The 20,951-nt window shown below is 26.0% G+C and carries 22 protein-coding genes and 1 riboswitch; of the genes, 17 read left to right on the top strand and 5 right to left on the bottom strand.

Translation table 11 applies throughout. The features are described 5' to 3' along the window. Positions 1-107: 107 nt before the first annotated feature. Positions 108-896 carry an ABC transporter ATP-binding protein gene (locus ABLL_RS08620; RefSeq protein ID WP_014474408.1) on the bottom strand — a complete coding sequence of 263 codons (789 nt, stop codon included), beginning with the start codon at positions 894-896 and terminating at the stop codon, positions 108-110. After that, complete coding sequence (gene ribB, locus ABLL_RS08615; protein ID WP_014474407.1) at positions 893-1,510, bottom strand: 3,4-dihydroxy-2-butanone-4-phosphate synthase; 618 nt, start codon at positions 1,508-1,510, stop codon at positions 893-895. The genes ABLL_RS08620 and ribB overlap by 4 nt, the downstream gene beginning before the upstream one ends. 74 nt (positions 1,511-1,584) lie before the next feature. Next, positions 1,585-1,728: riboswitch (FMN riboswitch) on the bottom strand. A gap of 97 nt (positions 1,729-1,825) precedes the next feature. Here ribB and ABLL_RS08610 point away from each other — a divergent pair. The 15 genes from ABLL_RS08610 (at position 1,826) to ABLL_RS08545 (ending at position 13,400) form a co-directional block, all read left to right on the top strand. Continuing rightward, on the top strand, positions 1,826-2,311 hold the full coding sequence (locus tag ABLL_RS08610; protein ID WP_014474406.1) for a DUF2867 domain-containing protein: 486 nt from the start codon (positions 1,826-1,828) through the stop codon (positions 2,309-2,311). Between the two features lie 9 nt (positions 2,312-2,320). Continuing rightward, entirely contained in the window at positions 2,321-2,608 is a 288-nt protein-coding gene (locus tag ABLL_RS08605; protein WP_014474405.1) for a chorismate mutase, read from the top strand. Then, the gene (locus tag ABLL_RS14920; RefSeq protein WP_014474404.1) at positions 2,605-3,606 is read left to right on the top strand and encodes a GNAT family N-acetyltransferase; all 1,002 of its coding nucleotides are present in this window, start codon (positions 2,605-2,607) and stop codon (positions 3,604-3,606) included. Before ABLL_RS08605 ends, ABLL_RS14920 begins: the two co-directional genes overlap by 4 nt. After that, complete coding sequence (locus ABLL_RS08595; protein WP_014474403.1) at positions 3,600-4,094, top strand: GNAT family N-acetyltransferase; 495 nt, start codon at positions 3,600-3,602, stop codon at positions 4,092-4,094. The genes ABLL_RS14920 and ABLL_RS08595 overlap by 7 nt, the downstream gene beginning before the upstream one ends. A gap of 12 nt (positions 4,095-4,106) precedes the next feature. Further along, complete coding sequence (locus ABLL_RS08590) at positions 4,107-4,418, top strand: antibiotic biosynthesis monooxygenase (RefSeq protein ID WP_014474402.1); 312 nt, start codon at positions 4,107-4,109, stop codon at positions 4,416-4,418. Between the two features lie 26 nt (positions 4,419-4,444). Beyond that, a complete protein-coding gene (locus ABLL_RS08585) occupies positions 4,445-4,690 on the top strand; it encodes a hypothetical protein (protein WP_014474401.1) in 246 nt (81 codons plus the stop codon). A gap of 21 nt (positions 4,691-4,711) precedes the next feature. Continuing rightward, on the top strand, positions 4,712-8,578 hold the full coding sequence (locus ABLL_RS08580; RefSeq protein WP_014474400.1) for a hypothetical protein: 3,867 nt from the start codon (positions 4,712-4,714) through the stop codon (positions 8,576-8,578). 54 nt (positions 8,579-8,632) lie between these two features. After that, the gene (locus ABLL_RS15070) at positions 8,633-8,770 is read left to right on the top strand and encodes a hypothetical protein (RefSeq protein WP_014474399.1); all 138 of its coding nucleotides are present in this window, start codon (positions 8,633-8,635) and stop codon (positions 8,768-8,770) included. Position 8,771: 1 nt separating this feature from the next. Further along, entirely contained in the window at positions 8,772-9,017 is a 246-nt protein-coding gene (locus ABLL_RS08575) for a hypothetical protein (protein ID WP_014474398.1), read from the top strand. 18 nt (positions 9,018-9,035) lie between these two features. Next, positions 9,036-9,449, top strand: a complete 414-nt coding sequence (locus ABLL_RS08570; RefSeq protein WP_014474397.1) for a glyoxalase/bleomycin resistance/extradiol dioxygenase family protein — start codon at positions 9,036-9,038, stop codon at positions 9,447-9,449. A gap of 238 nt (positions 9,450-9,687) precedes the next feature. Further along, positions 9,688-10,143, top strand: coding sequence for a cupin domain-containing protein (locus tag ABLL_RS08565; RefSeq protein WP_014474396.1), 456 nt, complete (start codon positions 9,688-9,690; stop codon positions 10,141-10,143). Positions 10,144-10,241: 98 nt separating this feature from the next. Next, the gene (locus ABLL_RS08560; RefSeq protein ID WP_014474395.1) at positions 10,242-10,688 is read left to right on the top strand and encodes a GyrI-like domain-containing protein; all 447 of its coding nucleotides are present in this window, start codon (positions 10,242-10,244) and stop codon (positions 10,686-10,688) included. A 15-nt stretch (positions 10,689-10,703) separates the two neighbouring features. Continuing rightward, complete coding sequence (locus tag ABLL_RS14725) at positions 10,704-11,813, top strand: GGDEF domain-containing protein (protein ID WP_014474394.1); 1,110 nt, start codon at positions 10,704-10,706, stop codon at positions 11,811-11,813. A gap of 106 nt (positions 11,814-11,919) precedes the next feature. Further along, entirely contained in the window at positions 11,920-12,339 is a 420-nt protein-coding gene (locus tag ABLL_RS08550) for an ATP-binding cassette domain-containing protein (RefSeq protein WP_014474393.1), read from the top strand. Beyond that, positions 12,237-13,400: an ATP-binding cassette domain-containing protein gene (locus ABLL_RS08545; protein WP_041654800.1), complete on the top strand. Its 1,164-nt coding sequence runs from the start codon at positions 12,237-12,239 to the stop codon at positions 13,398-13,400. Before ABLL_RS08550 ends, ABLL_RS08545 begins: the two co-directional genes overlap by 103 nt. A gap of 26 nt (positions 13,401-13,426) precedes the next feature. Here the strand turns inward: ABLL_RS08545 and lpdA are convergent, their stop codons facing one another. From lpdA to aceE, 3 genes are read right to left on the bottom strand one after another with little or no spacing between them, the layout of a single operon-like run. Continuing rightward, complete coding sequence (lpdA, locus tag ABLL_RS08540; RefSeq protein ID WP_014474391.1) at positions 13,427-14,860, bottom strand: dihydrolipoyl dehydrogenase; 1,434 nt, start codon at positions 14,858-14,860, stop codon at positions 13,427-13,429. 9 nt (positions 14,861-14,869) lie between these two features. Continuing rightward, on the bottom strand, positions 14,870-16,525 hold the full coding sequence (locus tag ABLL_RS08535; protein ID WP_014474390.1) for a dihydrolipoyllysine-residue acetyltransferase: 1,656 nt from the start codon (positions 16,523-16,525) through the stop codon (positions 14,870-14,872). A 10-nt stretch (positions 16,526-16,535) separates the two neighbouring features. Next, positions 16,536-19,208, bottom strand: a complete 2,673-nt coding sequence (gene aceE / locus ABLL_RS08530; protein ID WP_014474389.1) for a pyruvate dehydrogenase (acetyl-transferring), homodimeric type — start codon at positions 19,206-19,208, stop codon at positions 16,536-16,538. 104 nt (positions 19,209-19,312) lie between these two features. On the opposite strand from aceE, the gene ABLL_RS08525 reads away from it, so the two are divergent. Both ABLL_RS08525 and lipA read left to right on the top strand, forming a co-directional pair. Beyond that, positions 19,313-20,032: a lipoate--protein ligase family protein gene (locus tag ABLL_RS08525; protein ID WP_014474388.1), complete on the top strand. Its 720-nt coding sequence runs from the start codon at positions 19,313-19,315 to the stop codon at positions 20,030-20,032. Then, on the top strand, positions 20,029-20,904 hold the full coding sequence (gene lipA / locus ABLL_RS08520; RefSeq protein WP_014474387.1) for a lipoyl synthase: 876 nt from the start codon (positions 20,029-20,031) through the stop codon (positions 20,902-20,904). Before ABLL_RS08525 ends, lipA begins: the two co-directional genes overlap by 4 nt. Positions 20,905-20,951 lie beyond the last annotated feature (47 nt).

The raw sequence follows: 20,951 nt of genomic DNA, 5'->3' as shown, positions 1-20,951 counted from the left end.
AATTATTAATTTCTATTTAAATTCTTATTATAACTTAAAAGAAATCAAAATTTAAGGCTTTATTACTTTAGTATGACTTTAGATAAATATATATTTTTTTAAATTATTTATAAAATTTCTTCTACAAAATATCTATTGTTTTTTTCACCTATTGTTAGTTTTGTTTCAAAAATCTTTGATAAATTTTCACTTGTTAGAATTTCTTCTTTTTTACCACTTTTATAGATTGTGTTATCATAAATCAATGCTACATTTTCAATTTCTTCAAAAATCTCTTCTAAGTGATGAGTTACCAAAATAATAGATGAATTAATAGAAAGTTTTTTTAACATTTTTATAAAATTTATTTGGGCTTTTATATCAAGTCCAACTGTTGGCTCATCTAAAATAAATGCTTTTGGTTCATGAATAAGTGCCCGACCAACTATACATTTTCTTAGTTGTCCTGTACTCATCTCAGCTACTTTTTTATCTTTTAAATCAATAATATCTAAAAACTCTAAAACCTCTTTTGCTTTTGTGATTTGTTCTTTTGTAAAGTCTTGATGTGTAAATATCCCAACAGAACTATAATGTCCACTTAAAACAACTTCAAATCCACTAAGATAACCAGCTTCTCTTGCAAAATAGTTATGTAAATCATTTGTTATAATTCCTAACTCTTTTCTAAGCTCAAAAATAGAATAAGTTGCTTTTCCTAAAATCTCTTTTTTAAATGGTTTATCTCTTCTTGGATGAATTTCAGATTGTATAACTTTCATCAAAGTTGATTTTCCACTTCCATTTGCTCCTAAAATTGCCCAATGTTCACCTTGTTTAATCTTTAGATTTACATCTTTTAAAACGATTTTTTCATCATATCCTACATTTAAATTTTCAAAATCGATTATATTCATAGAATTTCCTTTTTTAATCTATATTCAATAATTTCTTCAATACTAATAATTGGCATAGAGTGTTTTTTTGCAAAATTTATAATTTGTTCACCTTTTGCCATAGAACCATCTTCATTTGTTATCTCACATAAAACAGCATTTGGTTCTAAATTTGCAATTTTAATTATATCAATACTTGCTTCAGTATGTCCATTTCTTTCTAAAACACCACCATTTTTTGCACACAATGGAAATATATGTCCAGGAGAGATTATATGATTTATCCCATCTTTTTTTAGAGCTGATTTTATAGTTGTAACTCTGTCTTTTGCACTAACGCCAGTAGATATATCTTCTTTTGCTTCAATTGAAATTGTAAAAGGTGTTTGAAATTTAGAATGATTTGTTTCAACCATCATAGGAAGATTTAATTCTTTTACTTTTTGAGGTGTCAAACATAAGCATACGATACCACTACATTCTCTTATTAGCAGTGCCATTTGTTTTTCAGTAATCGTATTTGCATGAAAGATAATATCAGCTTCGTTTTCTCTATTTTTATCATCAGTGATGATAATACCAGTTCCATTTTGAAGTGCTTTTATAGCAGTTTCAATATTTTTTTGTTGATTCATAGTTTTCCTTTTTTATAAAGTAAACTTATTGAATCAGGGCAATAAACCTAATTTTTTTAACAAATAATAAAGTTTAATCTTCTCTTTCATCCAGACTATGACTGTTGGTTTTGGATTTTCACCAAATCTGCTTGACCCTTATAAAATATAAGGCGCTCGTGGACTTCTATAAAATAGTTACCACCAGTAAGGAATTTCACCTTGCCCTGAGAAAATAAATTTGTGAGATTTTAACTAATAGTTTCTTATATAAAAGTGATTTATTTAGTAAATACTTGTTAGAATCTATAAAATTTTGAAGGGAAAAAATAATTTATGATAAGTGATAAAATCTTAACATCATCTTTACCAAGTAGTAGTAATATAAATAGTTTTATTTCAAAAATTGATTTTAGTGATTCTTATGAAATAAGATTAAAAAAAGATGATGACATAAAAAATATATATTTAAAATTTCTTCTAAATAGTCCTAAATTAGTAAAATATTTAATGTTATTACGAAATAAAATCATGTCTTTATTTGGCTTTAAAACAGAAATTATAAACTCAAATAATATAAAAGATATTCAACTAGGCAATAAAGTTGGATTTTTTAATATATATTTTATTAATGAACATGAAATTATTGCTGGAGAAGAAGATAAACATCTTGATTTCTTAGTATCTTTTTATAAAAGGGATACTACTTTAATAGTTACTACATTAGTAAAATATAATAATATTTTTGGAAAAATTTATATGACTTTTGTAAAACCTTTTCATAAAATAGTTGTAAAAAATATGTTAAAAAATTTAAAATAAAGAAGTAAAATGATTGAATGTAATTCAATAGATGAAGTAAGAAATAACATAAATAATATCGATGAGCAAATAGTAAAATTAATCGCTTTAAGAGGTACTTTTGTAAAACAAGCTGCTAAATTTAAAAAAGATAGCCATGATGTGAAAGCTTCTAAAAGAGTGGAAGAAGTAATTTCAAAAGTAAAAAATATTGCACGATTAAATGGTGCAAATGAAGAAGTTGTTGAAAACGTTTATAAAGCTATGATAGAAAGTTTTATAAAGCTTGAGATGAAAGAGTTTGAAAATTTAAAATGAAAGAATTTTTAGAAGAAACCCAAATAATTGATTTTAACAATAAAGAAATTTTAGCTCTTGCACAAGAGTTGGCAAAAGATTGTAAAACTGATGAAGAAATAGCGAAGAATTGTTTTATTTATGTAAGAGACAATATCAATCATAGTGGTGATTTTAAAGATGAAATTACAACTTATAAAGCTAGTGATGTTTTGAAATACAAAACTGGTTGGTGTTATGCAAAATCTCATCTTTTAGCAGCACTTTTAAGAGCAAATGGTATTCCAACTGGATTTTGTTATCAAAGATTATCTTGTAGTGAATATAAAAAAGATATTTATTGTTTACATGGATTAAATACGATTTATCTAAAAAATTATGGTTGGTATAAAGTTGATGCAAGAGGAAATAAAAAAGGTGTAAATGCACAGTTTACTCCACCTTTGGAACAACTCGCTTTCAAATTAGAAAAAAATGAGTTTGATTTAGCAAAGATTTATTCAAAACCTTTAGATGTTGTAGTTGAATCTTTGAAAAAAAATAAAACTTATGATGAAATGATAAATATTTTTCCTGATGTTGAATATTTTATAGGAAAAGCAAAAACTTTAGATGCTTTGAGATTAAGTGTAATATCAAAAGATTTAACAAAATATATTTTTGAAAAAGAAGTACCAAAATGGTTTGAAGATGAACTTTCACAAGAGAGTTTTGAAAAAAGAATTTCTAGTTTAGAGTATGAGCATTTTGTTTATGTAATGAAAGATGAAATCGTAGGATTTATAGCAATCAAAGATAAAACTCGACTTTTTCATCTTTTTGTTGATGAAAAATATCATAAAAAAGGAATTGCAAAAGAACTTTGGCAATATATCAAAGAGAATTTTGATGTTTCAACTATGAGTGTAAATTCATCAATTTATGCAATAAAAACTTATGAATCTTTTGGTTTTAAAATAAGTGGTGAAGAAAGTGAATATTTAGGTTTAAAATATCAACCAATGAGTTATAAATGCTAAATAATTCTGAAAATAAATCTTTTTTCCTTATTGATTATGATAAAAAATATTTAAAACAAATCATTGAACTTTTTATAAATACCGTTCATACTGTCAATAAAAAAGATTACATAAAAGAGCAGTTAAATGCTTGGGCAAATCCAAATTATGATTTAGAAATTTGGGAAAAAAGATTTGAAAAATCAAAACCATATCTTTGTGTTTTAGAAGATGAAGTTGTGGGGTTTTGTGAGTATTATGATGGATATATTGATTGTTTTTATGTTCATTTTAAATATCAAAATTGTGGTATTGGAAAACTACTTTTAAATCATATATTTAAAATTTCAAAAGAAAATAATATCGATAAAATTAAAGCTGATGTAAGTATCACGGCAAAGCCATTTTTTAAAAAATCAGGGTTTATTGAAGTTAGAAAAAATGTTGTAAAAAGAAATAATGTTGAGCTGATAAATTTTAGTATGATAACTGAATTACAAAATAAATAACAGGAATAAAATATGATAGCAAATACTTTAGAAACTCCATATTACGCTGTGATTTTCACTTCAATAAGAACAAAAGGTGATAATGGATATGAAAAAATGGCTAAAAAAATGTTGGAACTTGTGAGTGAACAAGAAGGCTTTTTAGGCGCAGAATCAGCAAGGGAAGATTTGGGAATAACTGTTTCGTATTGGTTAAGCTTAGAATCTATAAAAAAGTGGAAAGAAAATATTTTACATCAAGAAGCACAGAAAAAAGGCAAAGAAATCTGGTATAAAAACTATAAAGTTAGAATTGCAAAAATAGAAGAAGACTATGAATTCTAAAAAATTTAAATAAAAAAGGATATTTTATGGCATTTTCAAAAGAAGAAAGAGAAGAACTTTTAAAAGTAAAGTTTGTAGGCGAAACTGTAATAAAAAGATTTGAACAAATAGGAATTGACTCTTTAGAAAAACTCTCGCTTAGTAGTGTAGAAGAGATAACAGATATAGTTTCAGATATTTTAGGAAGTAGTTGTTGGAAAAACTCTCCACAAGCTAAAAAGGCTGTTTCTAATGCTATTGAGTTTGCGAGAGAGAAGAGTATGAATATTTAGAATAAAATATAAAGATTTATAATGAGAAAAAATATGAATTTATTTGATAAACATTTAGGTGGTTCAATTGCTATAAGAGGCTTTGAGTTTCAATTTTTATATTCATGTTATTCTATTCTAACGGAATTAACTGAAGAAGATTTAACTAAAAAAATTGGTTTAGAAAGATTAGAAGATTTAGATATTATTCATAAAAATGAGTATGTTCAGTTAAAAACTTCACTAAATGATTTAGATGCTAGTTTCTTTATAAAAACTAATATATTAAAAAACTTTTTAGACTTATATCAATATGATAAAAGTGCAAACTTCAAATTAGTGCATAATTCAAATATTTCTGATGGAAACTTAAAAAAACTACAAAATAAAAGTATTGATAATAAAACTTTAGAACATTGGACTAAAAAGATAAATGAATTAGATAGAAGTATAAATATTGATATAAAAGATTTTTTAAGTAGGATATCTTTTGAAAAAACTACAGAAAAAGAGTTATATATTAAATCTAAAAAGTTGATTCTTGAAAAGTTTAATCTTACTATTGGCTTGGAAGATACTTTTTTATTCTCACTTTTACATCATATTTTGATTTGGTCAAAAGAGAGAAAAGAAGTTACTTATACTGATGTATTAAAAGTTATTCAGTTGATTAAAGATTCCGCTTCTAAAACTCCTACTTTAGAAGCGATAAATAAAAACTACATTTCAAAAATATCTTTTAATAAGAAAATAGATTCTAAAAATTTTGATAACTATTTTGATGGAAAATCTGCAAGACCTGAACATATTATAAATGAACTTCCAATAAGAAGAAACTTTTGGGAAGAACAGATAGTAAAGAATATAATAACTCATGATGTTGTAGTTATAAAAGCATCAAGTGGACAAGGTAAATCAACTTTAGCATGGCAAAGTTCAAAAGTATTTGAAGAAGAGTATGGTTTTAATATTTATCAATTAAATTATTGTGACAATGAAACTAAAGTTGAAGAACTTTATGACTTTTTCTTGACTCGACTAGAAATCGGTGAGTTACCATTAATTGTAATAGATGGATTAAATAAAAATCTAGAAAAATATGCTCTACTTTTAGAAAGACTTTATGGGTTTTCAATAAAAGTTATAATTACCGCAAGAGAAGAAGATTGGAATATATATAAATCTGATATATCAAAATATGATTTAAGTATTATAAATATAAATCTTTTAGAAAATGAAGCAAAGAAAATATTTGAAGAACTAAAAAATAAAAATAGAGTTTTTAAAGATATTGATACATGGCAACCCTCTTGGGAAAAAGTGAAAGATAAAGCTTTATTAATAGAGTATATTTACCTTTTGACACATGGAACTATGTTAAAAGATAGGCTAGATTTTCAAATAAAATCTTTAATGGAAAATAAAGATGAATCAGCAGTAAAAATTGAAATTTTAAGGATAGTTTCTTTGGCTGATATTTTAAATATAAAAATTCAAACAAAGAAATTAACAAAATATATCCAAGATAATATTGGCTTTAAATCTGATAGAGAAAGAATATATATTTTATTAGAAAAAGAGTATTTTATTAAATTTGATAATAAGTATATAGAGGGTTTACATCCAGTTAGGTCAGAGCATTTATTAAAGATATTACATAATTTTATTCAGATAGAAGAAACTGCTATAAATTTATTGAAAATAATTGATGATAAATTTATTTATGATTATTTTATATTAATTTCTAATTATATTGATAGTGATGTAGATGACTTTTTTGAGGAAACTTCTAAAATAATATCTCAAAAAAGTTTTTCAATAATGGTTGATGTTATTGATGGTTTAATGCACTTTGAAGCATATAATTATTGGTTAGAGAATAAGAAGATTTTTGATGAAGTTTATAAAAAAGGATTTGTTAATGAATTTATTTGGGATACTATACCATTTACTAAACTTAATACAATAAAAAGTTTAAATGACACAATTCAAACTCCTGTATTTGGGTATTTAATAAAGAAACTAGATGAACTTAGTATTTATTCCACACAAAATTCAAATATTTATAAATTTGTTTTACAATTGTCACGTAACATTATAAGTTTTACAAATCAATCTTTATCATATGATAAAGTAAATTTTTTAATTAAATGGTTTAGACAACTTAATATAAATTTTAATCAGTCTTTTGAATTTGATGAAAAAGATTTAATCAATATATTACAAAATGAAAAGATAGAAGAATCAAGAGCTTTATTCAATTTTTTATACACACAAAATATTGATAAATATAATGATTTTATTGAAAAATATAAAAGTGATATTTTTAGTATTTTAAAAATGAAGACAAATAGTTTAGTGATTAAAGAAATTGATGAAGATATAGAAATAGAGTATTTGATTGATAATGAAAAAGCAGAAAAATTAAATGAATGTAGTATGGAAAGAATAGATACTATCTATGATTTCTTCCCAAAATATAAAAGATATTGTACTGAGGCATTGTATTTACCATTTCCAAATGAAGAAATATATAAAGTTATAGTGCAGAACTCTATAAAACACATTCCAAATGAAAATTTATATCATGATTTTGATACACATATAAATAGACTTTGGATAGATAGAATTGAATATGAATACTCTTATGAAACAGTATATGAATGGCAAAGGTTTATTTTTGAATTAAGAAAAAATAGTGTTGATTATTTTAAAAAATTAAATAAAGTTTTTGAATTAGTAATTTGTAAAAATAAAGTTCAAAATAAAGCTGATGAAATTGATAATATTTTTTTAGAAATTTCATCAATTTTAAAATTAAAAAAGAGTTTTCCTTTTAGTTTAAATAAAAAAAAGAAAAGAGCATTTGAAAATGAAATTAAAAATATTAATGATTATATAGGGGCTTTCCAAAAGATTTTAAATCAAATATCTTCATTAGTTAAAGATAGGTTCTCACAAGATAGTAATTTGGCTATTTTCAATTTGAAAGATTTAATAAAACATCTATTTCCAATGCAAAATAGTTTTAACGAGATTCAAAAAAACACTAGTATTTATTTTGATTTTAAAGATATAGAAATAGAAGAAGAATATTGGATAAATAGACTTTTAAAAACTATCGATTTTTACAGATACGCAGAAGATATAAAATCAAGTGATATTAAAAATCAAATAGAAAAGTGGACTCAAATCAGAAGTAAAAAAGAATTAAGAAATATTTATGATATTTTAGATACTTTTGAAATAGAATCAAATTTTAAAATTATTTATCCAAAATCAGTAATTGAAGATGCTAATCTTAGAGAAATTGTAATTGGAATAAAAGATATGAATGAATATGACTTTGAAAAGGTTGTATTTGGATTAGTTAATTTATATAAAATAGAGGGATTGAGTTTTGTAAATATAATCAATGTAATAGATAATTATGCAACTTTTGCATTTGGAATACCAATTACATACTTGTTCAAAGTTAAACATTTTCTAGAAACTGATGAATATGAAGAAGATGAGTTTGGTAATCCTCATCCTATTAATGTAACAGATGAATTACTTTCTTATTTAAATGAAAAGATTTATATTCAAGAAGTTAATTTTAATAAAAGTGCAAATAAGTTGATTAAAATTTTATTTGATATATGGGAACTTACTGAATATAGAAAGTATTTAAATAAAAATTCAGATATTGAATTTAAATGGCTTAAAGAAATAGAAAAAGATTATACATATAAAATTAAAAATGAAATAGATGAAAGTCTAGAAAAATCATCTGAAATTATAAATAATATTTTAGAAAATAAAATTAATGTTACTAAAGAAAATATACTAGAACTCCTAAATATCATTGTGCAAAAAGATTTTTTATTAAATGATGAAGTTAAGTTTACATTAGAATATCAAGAATAATTGATGATTTTTTTAATTAATTAGTAGAAGATATTAAAAAATAAGGAATTATAAGTGTCTTTAAAACAAAATGACATTTTTGCAAAAGATGTTGATATTATTTATGAATTTTTTAAAAATGATATAGAAAAACAAGGAAGGAAAACTTTAGAAAAAATCTATCAAAATACTTCTTGGATGGATGCATATTAAAATGGATTTTTATAAAACAAAAGAAAATTATAAAAACTCTATTTTAGAGATGCTAAGAGTTTCAAAAGAAGTTAGACTTTTTCCGCTTGTAGATATACAAAATAGCAAAGTTTTAGAAGAAAAAAACTTTTCACCATTTGTCTATAAAATAATAGAAGAGTTATCAAAAGATTTTAAATGTGAGATTATAAAAACAGATTTTGAGTTTCAAGTAAAAGCAAATTATTATTTGAAAATATTTAAATAAAACAAAAGGAATACAAAATTGAAAGCAATAACATTAAATTTAGCAGTTAAAGATATAAAAGAAACTATAAAGTATTATCAAGAAAATTTTGATTTTGAAGTACAAATGTTAGTTGATGAATCAAAAACTATTTTTGATACACAAATCAAAGAAGAGTTAAACTATGTTTGGGCGATGATACATAAAGATAATGTTTCTTTAATGCTTCAAAGTATAGAAAGTTTGAAAGAAGATGTAGGAGAATTTTTTCAAAATCTTGGCGCTTCTTTGACTATGTATATCGAAGTTGAAAATGTAGATGAATTATATTTAAAAATAAAAGATAAAGTAACCATTTATAAAGAAATCAAAACCACTTGGTACGGGCAAAAAGAGTTTTATATAAAAGATATAAATGGTTATATTTTAGGATTTACAAGCAAAAATAGTTGAATTTATAGTCACATTATTCTTCAAAAAACTTTTTAATATCAACATCTAAAACTTTAGTAATTTTTACAAGATATTTGATATTAAAATATCGAAACAATATCCAAAATCTGAATAAATAAATATTGATGATATAAAAAATATATAATAAAAAAGCAATAAAATCTAATTGACTAATAAGTCAACTAATTGCTATAATATTCTTGACTAATTAGTCAAGAAATTTATATAGGAATAAAAAATGAAAGTAATTGAAAAAATAGTAGAAGATAGAAACTACACTGCGATAAATCTAGGAAATCTTGATGAATTGATGGAATATTCATTAATTCATCAAATTAATAAACAAAAAATTGAAGGTAAAGTATATTTAAAAGAACCAACAAACGCTACAGGTACAGAAATTTCTTTTAATTCTTTAGCTCCTAAAACTGAACAACCTTATTTTCATATTCACCATAAAAACGAAGAAACATATATAATTTTAAAAGGTTTGGGTTATTTTCAAGTAGATGGCAAAGCTTTTGAAATAAAAGAGGGTTCTGTTATTCGTGTAGCACCAGATGGAATAAGAGGTATTAGAAATGATTCAGATGAAACAATGATTTATTTAGTTGTTCAATCAAAAGAAAATTCTCTAGAAGAATATACAACCGACGATGGGGAAAGAGTAACTTTTGATCCAAAATGGAGATAGAAATATAAATAGTTAAAAAAGTATATAAGCAACTAAAACCAATATAAAAAAATATTATAGTAATATATCTTTTCAAAAATAAATAATAAAGAGAAAAGATGAAAGTAAAATATTTAGAAAAGTTTTATGTTGCAGGAATTACAATAAGAACAAATAATGTAACAGAATTAGATGAAACAACTGCACAAATACCACAACTATGGCAAAGATATGTAGATGAAAACATAGAGGGAAAAACTTTAAATAAATCAAAAAGTTTAGCTATGTATGGAGTTTATAATAAGTATGAAAAAGATGTAAATTCTGATTATGATTATACAATTGGTGTTGAAGTTACAAAACCAAAAAATGCTATAACAATAGAAAAAGATAGATATTTAGTATTTTCAAAAAAAGGTGAATTTCCAGAAGTAGTTATAGATGCTTGGCATGATGTATGGAACTATTTTAACTCAACTGAGTGCGAATATGAAAGAGCTTATAATTATGATTTTGAAAAGTATGCAAAAGAGGACGAAGTAGAAATATATATTTCTATAAAATAAAAAATTAGTTAAAAAATGAATCAATCCATAAAAAAAGTTATTGAAATAGGTATAAACCAAGAAACTGATTCTTGGTTAGCTGGAAAAATAAAACTTGTAAATATTATCTCTTTGGTGAATTTTATTTTTATTTTAAATATGATTATAATTGATTTTTTCATAAATAAAACTCACTATTTATCTATCGTGCTTTTATTTGTAAGTTTTGTTATGTTGCTTCCATATTATTTAAATTATAAAAAGAGATATATTGCTTCTCGAATAGCATTTTTGATATTTGCATATATTTCTATTTGTTTTTTAGCTATTGTTTTTGGTAAAGAGTTCTATTTTCAGTATTATTTAGTTCCAGGTGTAGGGATGTCTTTGATTTTTTTTAGAGATGAAATAGGAAAGAAAAAATGGATATTTACATTTGCTGGAATACCTTTGTGGATTTTTTTAGAAATTTGGTTTTTTTATAATCCTGCTCTTGTAATTTTGGATGGGAAATATGTAAGTATAATTTCATATTTTAGTAGTTTTCTTATTTTTGCAACAGCAATTGTAATGTTTGGTGTTTTTACACATGAAAGTGATAAACAACTTATAAATATTTCAAGAATGAATAAAAAGTTTAAGCAACTGGCAAATGTCGATGCTTTAACAGGGCTTTATAACCGTAGATTTATAGATGAACAAATGGATTTGATTTTTAAAACAGCAAAAGAGGATAAAAGTTTTTTATCTTTAGTGATTTTTGATATTGATTTTTTCAAAAAAGTAAATGATACTTTTGGGCATGATGCTGGTGATAAAGTGCTTCAAATGATTGCAAAATTAGCAAATGAAAATTTTAGACAAACTGATTTGGTAGGTAGAATTGGTGGAGAAGAGTTTTGTATTATTTTTACAAATACAAATAAAGAAAATGTTTTAAAAATAGTTGATAGATTTCGTAAAACTATAGAAGAACAAACAGTTGTTTATGAACAAAAAAATATAAAAATTACATCTAGTTTTGGAATTAGTTATTTATCCCAAAAAATAGATAGTTACACAGATTTATTTAAAAATGCAGATGAAGCTTTGTATAAAGCAAAAAAAGATGGAAGAAATCGTATTTGTGAATACGAAAAAAAATAAATTTAAAAAAGGAAAGAACAATGAATATTTTATTTTAAATTCAAGGATAAAATCTAAAAACTACAATTGTCCTTGATACTCAAATAGCAATAAATCAAGGAATTTTATGCAACATTTACAAATAAATAATCTTACATTTAAATATCAAGATATAGATATTTTCACAAATTTAAATCTTAGTTTTACAAATGGCTGGACTGGAATAATAGGAACAAATGGTTCAGGGAAAACAACACTTTTAAAACTAATCTCAAAAAAATTGAGACCTCATTTTGGAATAATAATTGGCAATGATTTATTTTATTATTGTAATCAAAAAATGGATTCTTTACCCGATAAATTTGAAGAATTTAGAGATGATTATAGTAGTAAAAAATACAAGTTTGAAGAGTTATTATCCATAGAAGATGAATGGCTTTATAGATGGAAAAGTTTAAGTTATGGAGAAAAAAAAGAATACAAATCGCTATTGCACTTTATAGTGAAACAGATATTTTACTTTTGGATGAACCTACAAATCATTTAGATTTATTAACAAAAAAAATAGTGATAAATGCTCTTAAAAAATTTGATAAAATAGGTATTATTGTAAGTCATGATAGAGAAATATTAGATTCTCTTTGCACAAATACTGTTATCATTAAAAATAAAAATTTCTATAAATATAATACATCTTATTCAAATGCAACTTTAGAATTTGAGAAAGAACAAAATAGTTTAAAAAAAGAGTTTGATAAACAAAATCAAAAAATCTTATCTTTACAAAAAACAATACAAACTCAAAAAGAAAAAGTATCTCAAAGTAAATCAAAATTTTCAAAAAAGAATATTGATAAAAAAGATAAAAGTAGTAAAGAAAAAATAAATTTAGCAAAACTTACAGGAAAAGATAAAAATGACTCAAAAAAAGTAGATATCTTTAATACAAAGTTAGAACAATTAAATTCTCAAAAGATTATTTTGAATAAAGAATATAAAAAAGGAATTATTATAGAAAGTTCATCAAAAAAACATAATTTATTACCTTTTTCTTTAAAATCAAATAGTATAAAATTATCTGATGAAAAAACTTTATTTTTTCCTGATATTTTTATAAATAAAGGTGATAAAATCGCTCTTTTAGGAGATAATGGTGTAGGTAAAAGTTCTTTTATAAACTATTTGATTTCACATCTTAATCAAGAAGATATATTTTTTCTTCCTCAAGAAATTGATGCAAAAAATGAGAAAGAATTATTTGAAAATATTAGTAATCTATCAGATGAAAAAAAAGGAGAGATATTTACTTTAGTTACAAGATTATCTTCTAATCCTAAAAATCTTTTAAACAATCAAACACCAAGTTCTGGTGAATTAAAAAAATTACTATTTGCAAAAGCATTACTTGAAAATATTGATTTTATGATATTTAATGAGCCAACAAATCATATGGATATTGATTCTATTATCTCTTTTCAAGAAGCTTTAGAAAAATATAAAGGTACAGTTTTATTCATCAGTCATGATAAATTTTTCATTGAATGTATTCAAACAAAAACTTGGAATATTTTAAAAAAAACAGCTTCTGAATTTTATATAAAGATTTAAATAATTTTAAAATTTGTAAAGAGAAATTATTTTCTCTTTACAGCTTTTGCGTTTGGTAAATCTGTGATTGTTCCATCAAAAATCTCAGCAGTCATACCAATAGACTCGTGAAGGGTAGGGTGAGCGTGAATTGTAAGAGCTATATCTTCTGCATCACAATCCATTTCAAGTGCTAAAGAGATTTCTCCAAGAAGTTCTCCTGCATTTTCTCCTACAAGTGCACCACCAATTAGTTGATGTGTATCTTTATCAAAAATTAGTTTAGTCATACCTGTATTTGAAACATCACTAGCTAATGCTCTACCACTTGCACTCCAAGGGAAAGTTGAAACTTCATAGTTGATACCAGCTTTTTTAGCTTCAGTTTCAGTCATACCAGCCCATGCAATTTCAGGGAATGTATATGCAATAGATGGAATTTGTTTTGGTTCAAAGAATACTTTGTGACCCGCAATTACTTCAGCAGCTACATGGCCTTCATGTACAGCTTTGTGTGCAAGCATTGGTTGACCGATGATATCTCCAATAGCAAAGATATGATTTACTTTTGTTCGTAATTGATTATCAACTTTGATTAATCCTTGTTCATTTACTTCTACATTTGTATTTTCAAGTCCAAGTTTATTTCCATTTGCACTTCTTCCAAGAGCAACTAAAACAGCATCATATAAAATACCTTCTTTTGGTGCATTTTCACCTTTGAACTCTACATAAATTCCTTCATTTTTAGGAATAATACTTTGAGTTTGAGTTTTTGTCATGATATTAAATCTGTTACTATTTGCTTTTGTATATAGTTTGATTATATCAGCATCAGTTCCAGTCATAAGTTGCTCTCCTCGAATCGCAACATCAACTTGACTTCCTAAAGTTGAGTAAACTGTACCCATCTCAAGACCTATGATTCCACCACCAAGAATAAGAAGTTTTTTTGGTACTTCTTTTACTTCAAGTGCATCAGTTGAATCCCAAACTCTTGGGTCTTCATGAGGAATAAATGACATTTTAGAACTTTGACTACCAGCAGCTATAATACAATACTCAAAAGTGATTTTTGTTTTTTCATCACTATTTGTAAGAGCAACTTCAACACTATGTTCATCTAAAAATGTTGCATAACCTTGTACATGGTTTACTTTTCTCATTTTAGCCATTGCGTCTAATCCACCAGTAAGTTTTTTTACTACTCCACTTTTGTATTCAGCAATCTTTTTTATATCAATTTTTGGCTCTTCATAGAAAATACCAGCTTTTTCTATATGTTTTGCTTCTTCAACAACCTTTGCAACATGAAGTAAAGCTTTTGATGGAATACAACCAACATTTAAACAAACTCCACCTAAAGTTGAGTATCTCTCAACTATAGTTGTTTCTAATCCTAAATCCGCACATCTAAAAGCAGCTGAATAACCTCCAGGACCTGCTCCGATTACTAAAACTTGAGTTTTTATTTCTGTCATCTTAACTCCTTATAAGCTTAGTAATCTAATATCACTTAAAAGCTGTGATAAAGTAGTAGTAAATCTAGCACCATCTGCACCATCAATTACTTTGTGATCATAAGATAAACTTAATGGTAAAATCAATTTTGGTTTAAATTCTTTACCATCAAATACAGGTTTAATAGAAGATTTTGAAACACCTAAAATTGCAACTTCTGGAGCATTTATAATTGGCGTGAAGTATGTTCCACCAATTCCACCAAGGCTAGAAATAGTGAAGCATCCACCACTCATATCTGCACTTGTTAATTTTCCATCTCTTGCTTTTTTAGAAAGTTCAGCTAATTCAATAGCTATATCTTTGAAACCTTTTTTATCAACATCTTTGATTACTGGAACTAATAAACCATTTGGTGTATCAACAGCAACTCCAATATTAAAGTATTTTTTCATAATTAACTCTTGTCCATCATTACTTAAACTTGCGTTGAATTTTGGATGAATTTGTAAAGCTTTAGTAACAGCTTTTATAATAAATACTAAAGGAGATAGTTTGAAATCTACTGCAATACTATTTTGTGCTTTTCTAAACTCTTCAAGTTCAGTAATATCAGCTTCATCAAATTGTGTAACGTGAGGCATAGATAAATAGTTTTTATGTAAAAATGGTCCAGAAACTTTTTGAACACGACTCAGTTCAACTCTTTCAACTTTACCAAATACAGAGAAATCTATCTCTTTTGATTCAGGTAAGTTAAATCCAAAACCAATATTTGAAGCAGTTGCAGGTTTATTTAATTGCTCTTTTACATAAGCTTTTATATCTTCTTTTAAGATTCTTCCTTTTTCACCACTTCCTTTTACAAATCCTAAATCAACACCAAATTCTCTTGCTATTTTTCTTACACTTGGACTTGCATAAACTTTTGTAGCTTTTTTAGTAAGAACTTTACTATCTTCTTTTTCTATACTAATTGCTGCTACTTCTTGAAGTGTTGGAGTAGAATTTACTATTTTTTCTACTTTTGTGGGAGTTGTTTGTGTTTGAAATGCTGGTGTTGGAACTTTGTTTTCAATAACTACAGTTTTAATCATTTTTGCAATCAAATCACCACTGTTTATTTTTTGACCTACTTGTACAAATAGTTCTATTATTTCTCCACCAAAAGGAGCAGGAACATCCATAGATGCTTTTTCTGTTTCAAGTGTGATTAGACCATGGTCAGCTTCAACAATATCGCCAACTTTAACCATAACATCGATTAAATCAACATCTTTATCAGCACCTAAATCAGGAACTCTTACTTCTTCAACAACTGATTGAATAGATTGCTCTTTTACAAATTGAGTTGGAGTTTGAACAGCAACAACTTCTTCTTTTGATTCTTCAACTTTTATAGGTGTCGCAATTTCTTCTTTTTGCTCATCAGCACTTGAATCATCTTGCGCTTCAACTCTAGCAATTAAATCACCACTATTTACTTTATCTCCAACTTTTACTAAAATTTCTTTAATAATTCCAGCATGAGTTGTAGGAACATCCATAGAAGCTTTTTCAGTTTCAAGTGTGATTAAACCATCTTCAACTTCAACAATATCACCCACTTTGACCATTATGTCGATTAAATCAACATCTTTATCAGCACCTAAATCAGGAATAAAAATATCATAAATTTTTGCCATTTTTTACTCCTTATGCATTTCTTGGATTGATTTTATTTGCATCAATCTCATATTTTTTCATTGCATCTATAGCAACTTTTTTATCAATTTTTCCATTTATTGAAAGTTGTGCTAATGTTGTATAAACAATAAAGTTTGTATCAACTTCAAAGAAACTTCTTAAATTTGCTCTACTATCACTTCTACCAAATCCATCTGTACCTAAAGCTTTGAAACTTCCTTTTACAAAAGGAGCAATTTGCTCTGAATAAGTTTTGATGTAATCAGTTGCACTAATGATAATATTTTCACTATCATTACCTAAAACTTGATTTACATAAGAAGTTTGTGCTTCTTTATCTAAATTTAATAAATTATTTCTCTCTACATCTTGAGCTTCACGTGCAAGTTCATTATAAGAAGTTACAGAGTAAATTTCACTTGAAATTCCATACTCTTTTTCTAAAATATCTGCTGCTTTTAAAACTTCTTGGAAGATTGACCCAGAACCAAGTAACTTAACTTTGTAGTTATTTTTTGCCTCTAAAGATTTAACTTTATAAATACCTTTGATAATTCCTTCTTCTACACCTTCTGGCATAGCTGGTTGTACATAGTTTTCATTTAAAGTTGTAATATAGTAGAAAACATCTTCTTGATTTTCCCCATACATTCTATTCATACCATCTTGAACAATAACGGCAACTTCATACCCATAAGTTGGGTCATAAGTAACACAATTTGGAATAGTATTTGCTAAGATATGAGAATGTCCATCTTCGTGCTGTAACCCTTCACCATTTAAAGTTGTTCTACCACTTGTTCCTCCAATTAAGAAACCTCTTGATTTTTGATCACCTGCTGCATAACATAAATCTGCTGTTCTTTGGAATCCAAACATTGAGTAGAAAATATAAAATGGAATCATTGGACAATCATTTACAGAATATGAAGTAGCAGCAGCAATCCATGAACTCATAGCTCCAAGTTCATTAATTCCTTCTTGTAAAACTTGTCCCTTAATATCTTCTTTATAAAATGCAACTTGGTCTTTATCTTGAGGGATATATTTTTGTCCAACAGAAGAATAAATACCAACTTGTCTAAACATACCTTCCATACCAAAAGTTCTAGCTTCATCAGGTACAATAGGAACAATTTTTTTACCAATATTTTTATCTTTAACTAAAACATTTAATACTCTTACAAATGCCATAGTTGTTGAAATTTCTCTATCTCCACTACCATCTGTAATTGCAGAAAACGCGCTTAATTCAGGAATCTGTAAATTTTGAGAGAACTTTTCTCTTCTTTGAGGTACATATCCTCCAAGATTTGATCTTCTTTCTTGCATGTATTTAAATTCTGCTGAATCTTCAGCTGGTCTATAATACGAATATGATTCAACTTCTTCATCAGATATTGGAAGATTAAATCTATCTCTAAATTGAATTAAGTTAGCTGTATCTACTTTTTTTACTTGGTGAGCAATATTCATACCCTCAGCTGCAGCTCCCATTCCATAACCTTTTACAGTTTTAGCTAAAATTACAGTTGGTCGTCCTACTGTTTCATTTGCTTTTTTAAATGCAGCATAAACTTTAACAGGATCATGTCCTCCTCTATTTAATTTCCAAATTTCATGGTCACTCATATTTTCTACAAGTTTCGCTGTTTCTGGATATTTATTAAAGAAATTTTCTCTTGTATAAGCTCCACCTTTTTGTTTAAAGTTTTGGTATTCACCATCAACTGTTTTTTCCATAAGTTCAAGAAGTTTTCCTGATTTATCTTTAGCTAAAAGTGGATCCCATAAACTTCCCCAAATAACTTTTAGAACTTCCCATCCAGCACCTCTAAATTCACCTTCAAGTTCTTGGATAATTTTTCCATTTCCCCTTACTGGTCCATCAAGTCTTTGTAAGTTACAATTTATAACAAAGATTAAGTTATCTAAACCTTCTCTTCCAGCAAGTCCAATCGCTCCAAGTGATTCAGGTTCATCACACTCACCATCTCCCATAAAACAATATACTTTTTGAGCAGAACAATCTTTTATTCCTCTATTAGTAAGATATTTTAAAAATCTTGCTTGATAGATTGCTTGTAAAGGTCCAAGACCCATAGAAACAGTTGGAAATTGCCAATATGAAGGCATTAATTTAGGATGTGGATATGAAGATAATCCATCATTAAACGCCTCTTGTCTAAAATTATCCATTTGATCTTGAGTAATTCTTCCTTCAACAAAACTTCTAGCATAAATACCAGGGCTTATGTGTCCTTGGAAAAATATCAAATCTCCACCATCTTTTTCATTTGGTGCTTTAAAAAAGTGATTAAACCCAACATCATATAATGTAGCAGAAGATTGAAAAGACGCTATATGTCCTCCAAGTTCTAAACCTTTTTTTGATGCTCTTTGAACCATAATTTGAGCATTCCATCTAATAATAGATCTGATTTTTCTTTCAATATCCATATTAGCTGGCATTTTTGGCTCTTCATTTAAAGAAATTGAATTTATATAAGCTGTTGTAGCACTATATGGTAAGTGAGCTCCACTTCTTCTAGATTTATCAATTAATTTTTCTAGTAAGAAATGAGCTCTTTCTACTCCTTCTTCTTCAATAATTGCATCTAAAGCCTCCATCCATTCTTGTGTTTCTAATGGATTAATATCTTCTAAATTTAACTGTGACATAAAACTCCTTTATAAAAAATATCTTAAAATTTATAATTAATTTCTAATTTTAATAAACTTTAAATTATAATACACTTATATAAATTATTTTAGGATAAATATAGATGATATTTAATAAAAAATTTAGATTGATTATATCACATAATATTAACTCAATTGGTAACACAAATATAGATAATGCTTTATTTAAATCTTTTAAAAATGATAGTATGCCTATTTTACGGCTTTATTCGTGGGAAAAAGGTATTACATTTGGTGTAGGACAAAATCTAAATGACTATGATAATTTATTAAAAGAATATGAAAATAATTTTTCAAAAAGAATTACAGGCGGTGGAGTTTTATTTCATGGTCATGATATTTCGTATTCTTTAGTAATTCCTTCAAGTTTTATAGAAAATAAAAACGTAAAAGAGACTTATGAATTGATTTGCTCATTTATACTTGATTTTTACAAAAGTTTAGGTTTAAATGCCTCTTTTGCAAAAGATATTGAAAGTATAGTTTTAAGTAAAAGTCCCTTTTGTCAAGTTGGATTTGAAGCTTATGATATAATTGTTAATGGAAGAAAGATTGGTGGAAATGCACAAAAAAAAGCAAAAAATGTGATTTTTCAACATGGTTCAATTCCTTTAATAAGTATAAAAAATGATGAAAAATTTGGTGCAAGTCTAGAAGATTTTTCTATAAATTTGACTTTTGATGAAGCAATAGAAAAATTAAAAGAAGCATTTAAACGAACTTTTAATGCTGAACTTTTAGAATCACAATTAAATGAAAATGAATTAAATATATATAATGAATTATGTAAGGTACAAAAATGACTAAAGAGATAAAATTTAAAAAACCTGAGTGGTTAAGAAAAAAACTAACTCCACATACACAAGTAGAAATGGAAAATTTACTAAAAGATGTTGGTGGACTTCATACTATTTGTCAAGAAGCAAAATGTCCAAATATTAGTGAATGTTTTGCAAATAAAAATGCAACATTTTTAATTTTAGGAAATATTTGTACTAGAAGATGTACATATTGTAATGTAACAACAGGAAAACCAACAGAAGTTGATTTAAGTGAGATACAAAAAGTTACAACATCAGTTTTAAGACTTGGACTTAAATTTGTAGTCATTACAAGTCCCGCAAGAGATGATTTGCCTGATGGTGGAGCAGAACAGTTTTTTAGAGTAACACAAGATATTATAGAAAAATCTCCTGATACAAAAGTTGAGATATTAATTCCTGATTTTAAAGGTAAAGTTGAAAGTCTTAAAAGAGTTATAGCTTCAGGTGCTACTATTATTGGACATAATGTAGAAACAGTTCCTAGTTTATATAGAATTAGAAGAAATGGTACTTATGAAAGAAGTTTAGAAGTATTAAAAAAACTAAAAGAACTTGGTGGAGATAAAGTACAAACAAAAAGTGCTTTGATGGTAGGACTTGGTGAAACAGAAGAGGAGATGGTACAAGTATTTAAAGATTTATTAGCTGTTGGTTGTAAGTTTTTAAGTATAGGTCAATATCTTGCACCAAGTGGAGATTTTGAAAAAGTTATTGAATATGTAAAACCTGAGCAATTCTTAAGATATGAGAAATTGGCATATGATTTAGGATTTGAATTTGTAAAAGCTAGTCCATATGCAAGAAGTTCATATATGGCACATCATTATTTAAATATGGCATCAGCACTTTAATATTGCAAAAATAGGTAAAAATAATTTTTTTTGTAATAAATAACTAA

It is taken from the genome of Arcobacter sp. L, from assembly GCF_000284235.1.
GTDB classification, from domain to species: Bacteria; Campylobacterota; Campylobacteria; order Campylobacterales; family Arcobacteraceae; genus Aliarcobacter; species Aliarcobacter defluvii.
The sequence above is the reverse complement of the archived record's forward strand: the minus strand, read 5'-3'. Positions and strand labels throughout refer to the sequence as shown.

Excerpts from the sequence above, each read along its gene's own strand:
- ABLL_RS08550 (WP_014474393.1), top strand. The coding sequence starts at position 11,920 with ATGCAACATTTACAAATAAATAATCTTACATTTAAATATCAAGATATA.
- ABLL_RS08580 (WP_014474400.1), top strand. The coding sequence starts at position 4,712 with ATGAGAAAAAATATGAATTTATTTGATAAACATTTAGGTGGTTCAATT.
- ribB (WP_014474407.1), bottom strand. The coding sequence starts at position 1,510 with ATGAATCAACAAAAAAATATTGAAACTGCTATAAAAGCACTTCAAAAT.
- ABLL_RS08590 (WP_014474402.1), top strand. The coding sequence starts at position 4,107 with ATGATAGCAAATACTTTAGAAACTCCATATTACGCTGTGATTTTCACT.
- ABLL_RS08585 (WP_014474401.1), top strand. The coding sequence starts at position 4,445 with ATGGCATTTTCAAAAGAAGAAAGAGAAGAACTTTTAAAAGTAAAGTTT.
- ABLL_RS08610 (WP_014474406.1), top strand. The coding sequence starts at position 1,826 with ATGATAAGTGATAAAATCTTAACATCATCTTTACCAAGTAGTAGTAAT.
- ABLL_RS08605 (WP_014474405.1), top strand. The coding sequence starts at position 2,321 with ATGATTGAATGTAATTCAATAGATGAAGTAAGAAATAACATAAATAAT.
- ABLL_RS08560 (WP_014474395.1), top strand. The coding sequence starts at position 10,242 with ATGAAAGTAAAATATTTAGAAAAGTTTTATGTTGCAGGAATTACAATA.
- aceE (WP_014474389.1), bottom strand. The coding sequence starts at position 19,208 with ATGTCACAGTTAAATTTAGAAGATATTAATCCATTAGAAACACAAGAA.
- ABLL_RS08565 (WP_014474396.1), top strand. The coding sequence starts at position 9,688 with ATGAAAGTAATTGAAAAAATAGTAGAAGATAGAAACTACACTGCGATA.
- ABLL_RS14920 (WP_014474404.1), top strand. The coding sequence starts at position 2,605 with ATGAAAGAATTTTTAGAAGAAACCCAAATAATTGATTTTAACAATAAA.
- lpdA (WP_014474391.1), bottom strand. The coding sequence starts at position 14,860 with ATGACAGAAATAAAAACTCAAGTTTTAGTAATCGGAGCAGGTCCTGGA.
- ABLL_RS08545 (WP_041654800.1), top strand. The coding sequence starts at position 12,237 with ATGGAAAAGTTTAAGTTATGGAGAAAAAAAAGAATACAAATCGCTATT.
- lipA (WP_014474387.1), top strand. The coding sequence starts at position 20,029 with ATGACTAAAGAGATAAAATTTAAAAAACCTGAGTGGTTAAGAAAAAAA.
- ABLL_RS14725 (WP_014474394.1), top strand. The coding sequence starts at position 10,704 with ATGAATCAATCCATAAAAAAAGTTATTGAAATAGGTATAAACCAAGAA.
- ABLL_RS08535 (WP_014474390.1), bottom strand. The coding sequence starts at position 16,525 with ATGGCAAAAATTTATGATATTTTTATTCCTGATTTAGGTGCTGATAAA.
- ABLL_RS08595 (WP_014474403.1), top strand. The coding sequence starts at position 3,600 with ATGCTAAATAATTCTGAAAATAAATCTTTTTTCCTTATTGATTATGAT.
- ABLL_RS08620 (WP_014474408.1), bottom strand. The coding sequence starts at position 896 with ATGAATATAATCGATTTTGAAAATTTAAATGTAGGATATGATGAAAAA.
- ABLL_RS08525 (WP_014474388.1), top strand. The coding sequence starts at position 19,313 with ATGATATTTAATAAAAAATTTAGATTGATTATATCACATAATATTAAC.
- ABLL_RS08575 (WP_014474398.1), top strand. The coding sequence starts at position 8,772 with ATGGATTTTTATAAAACAAAAGAAAATTATAAAAACTCTATTTTAGAG.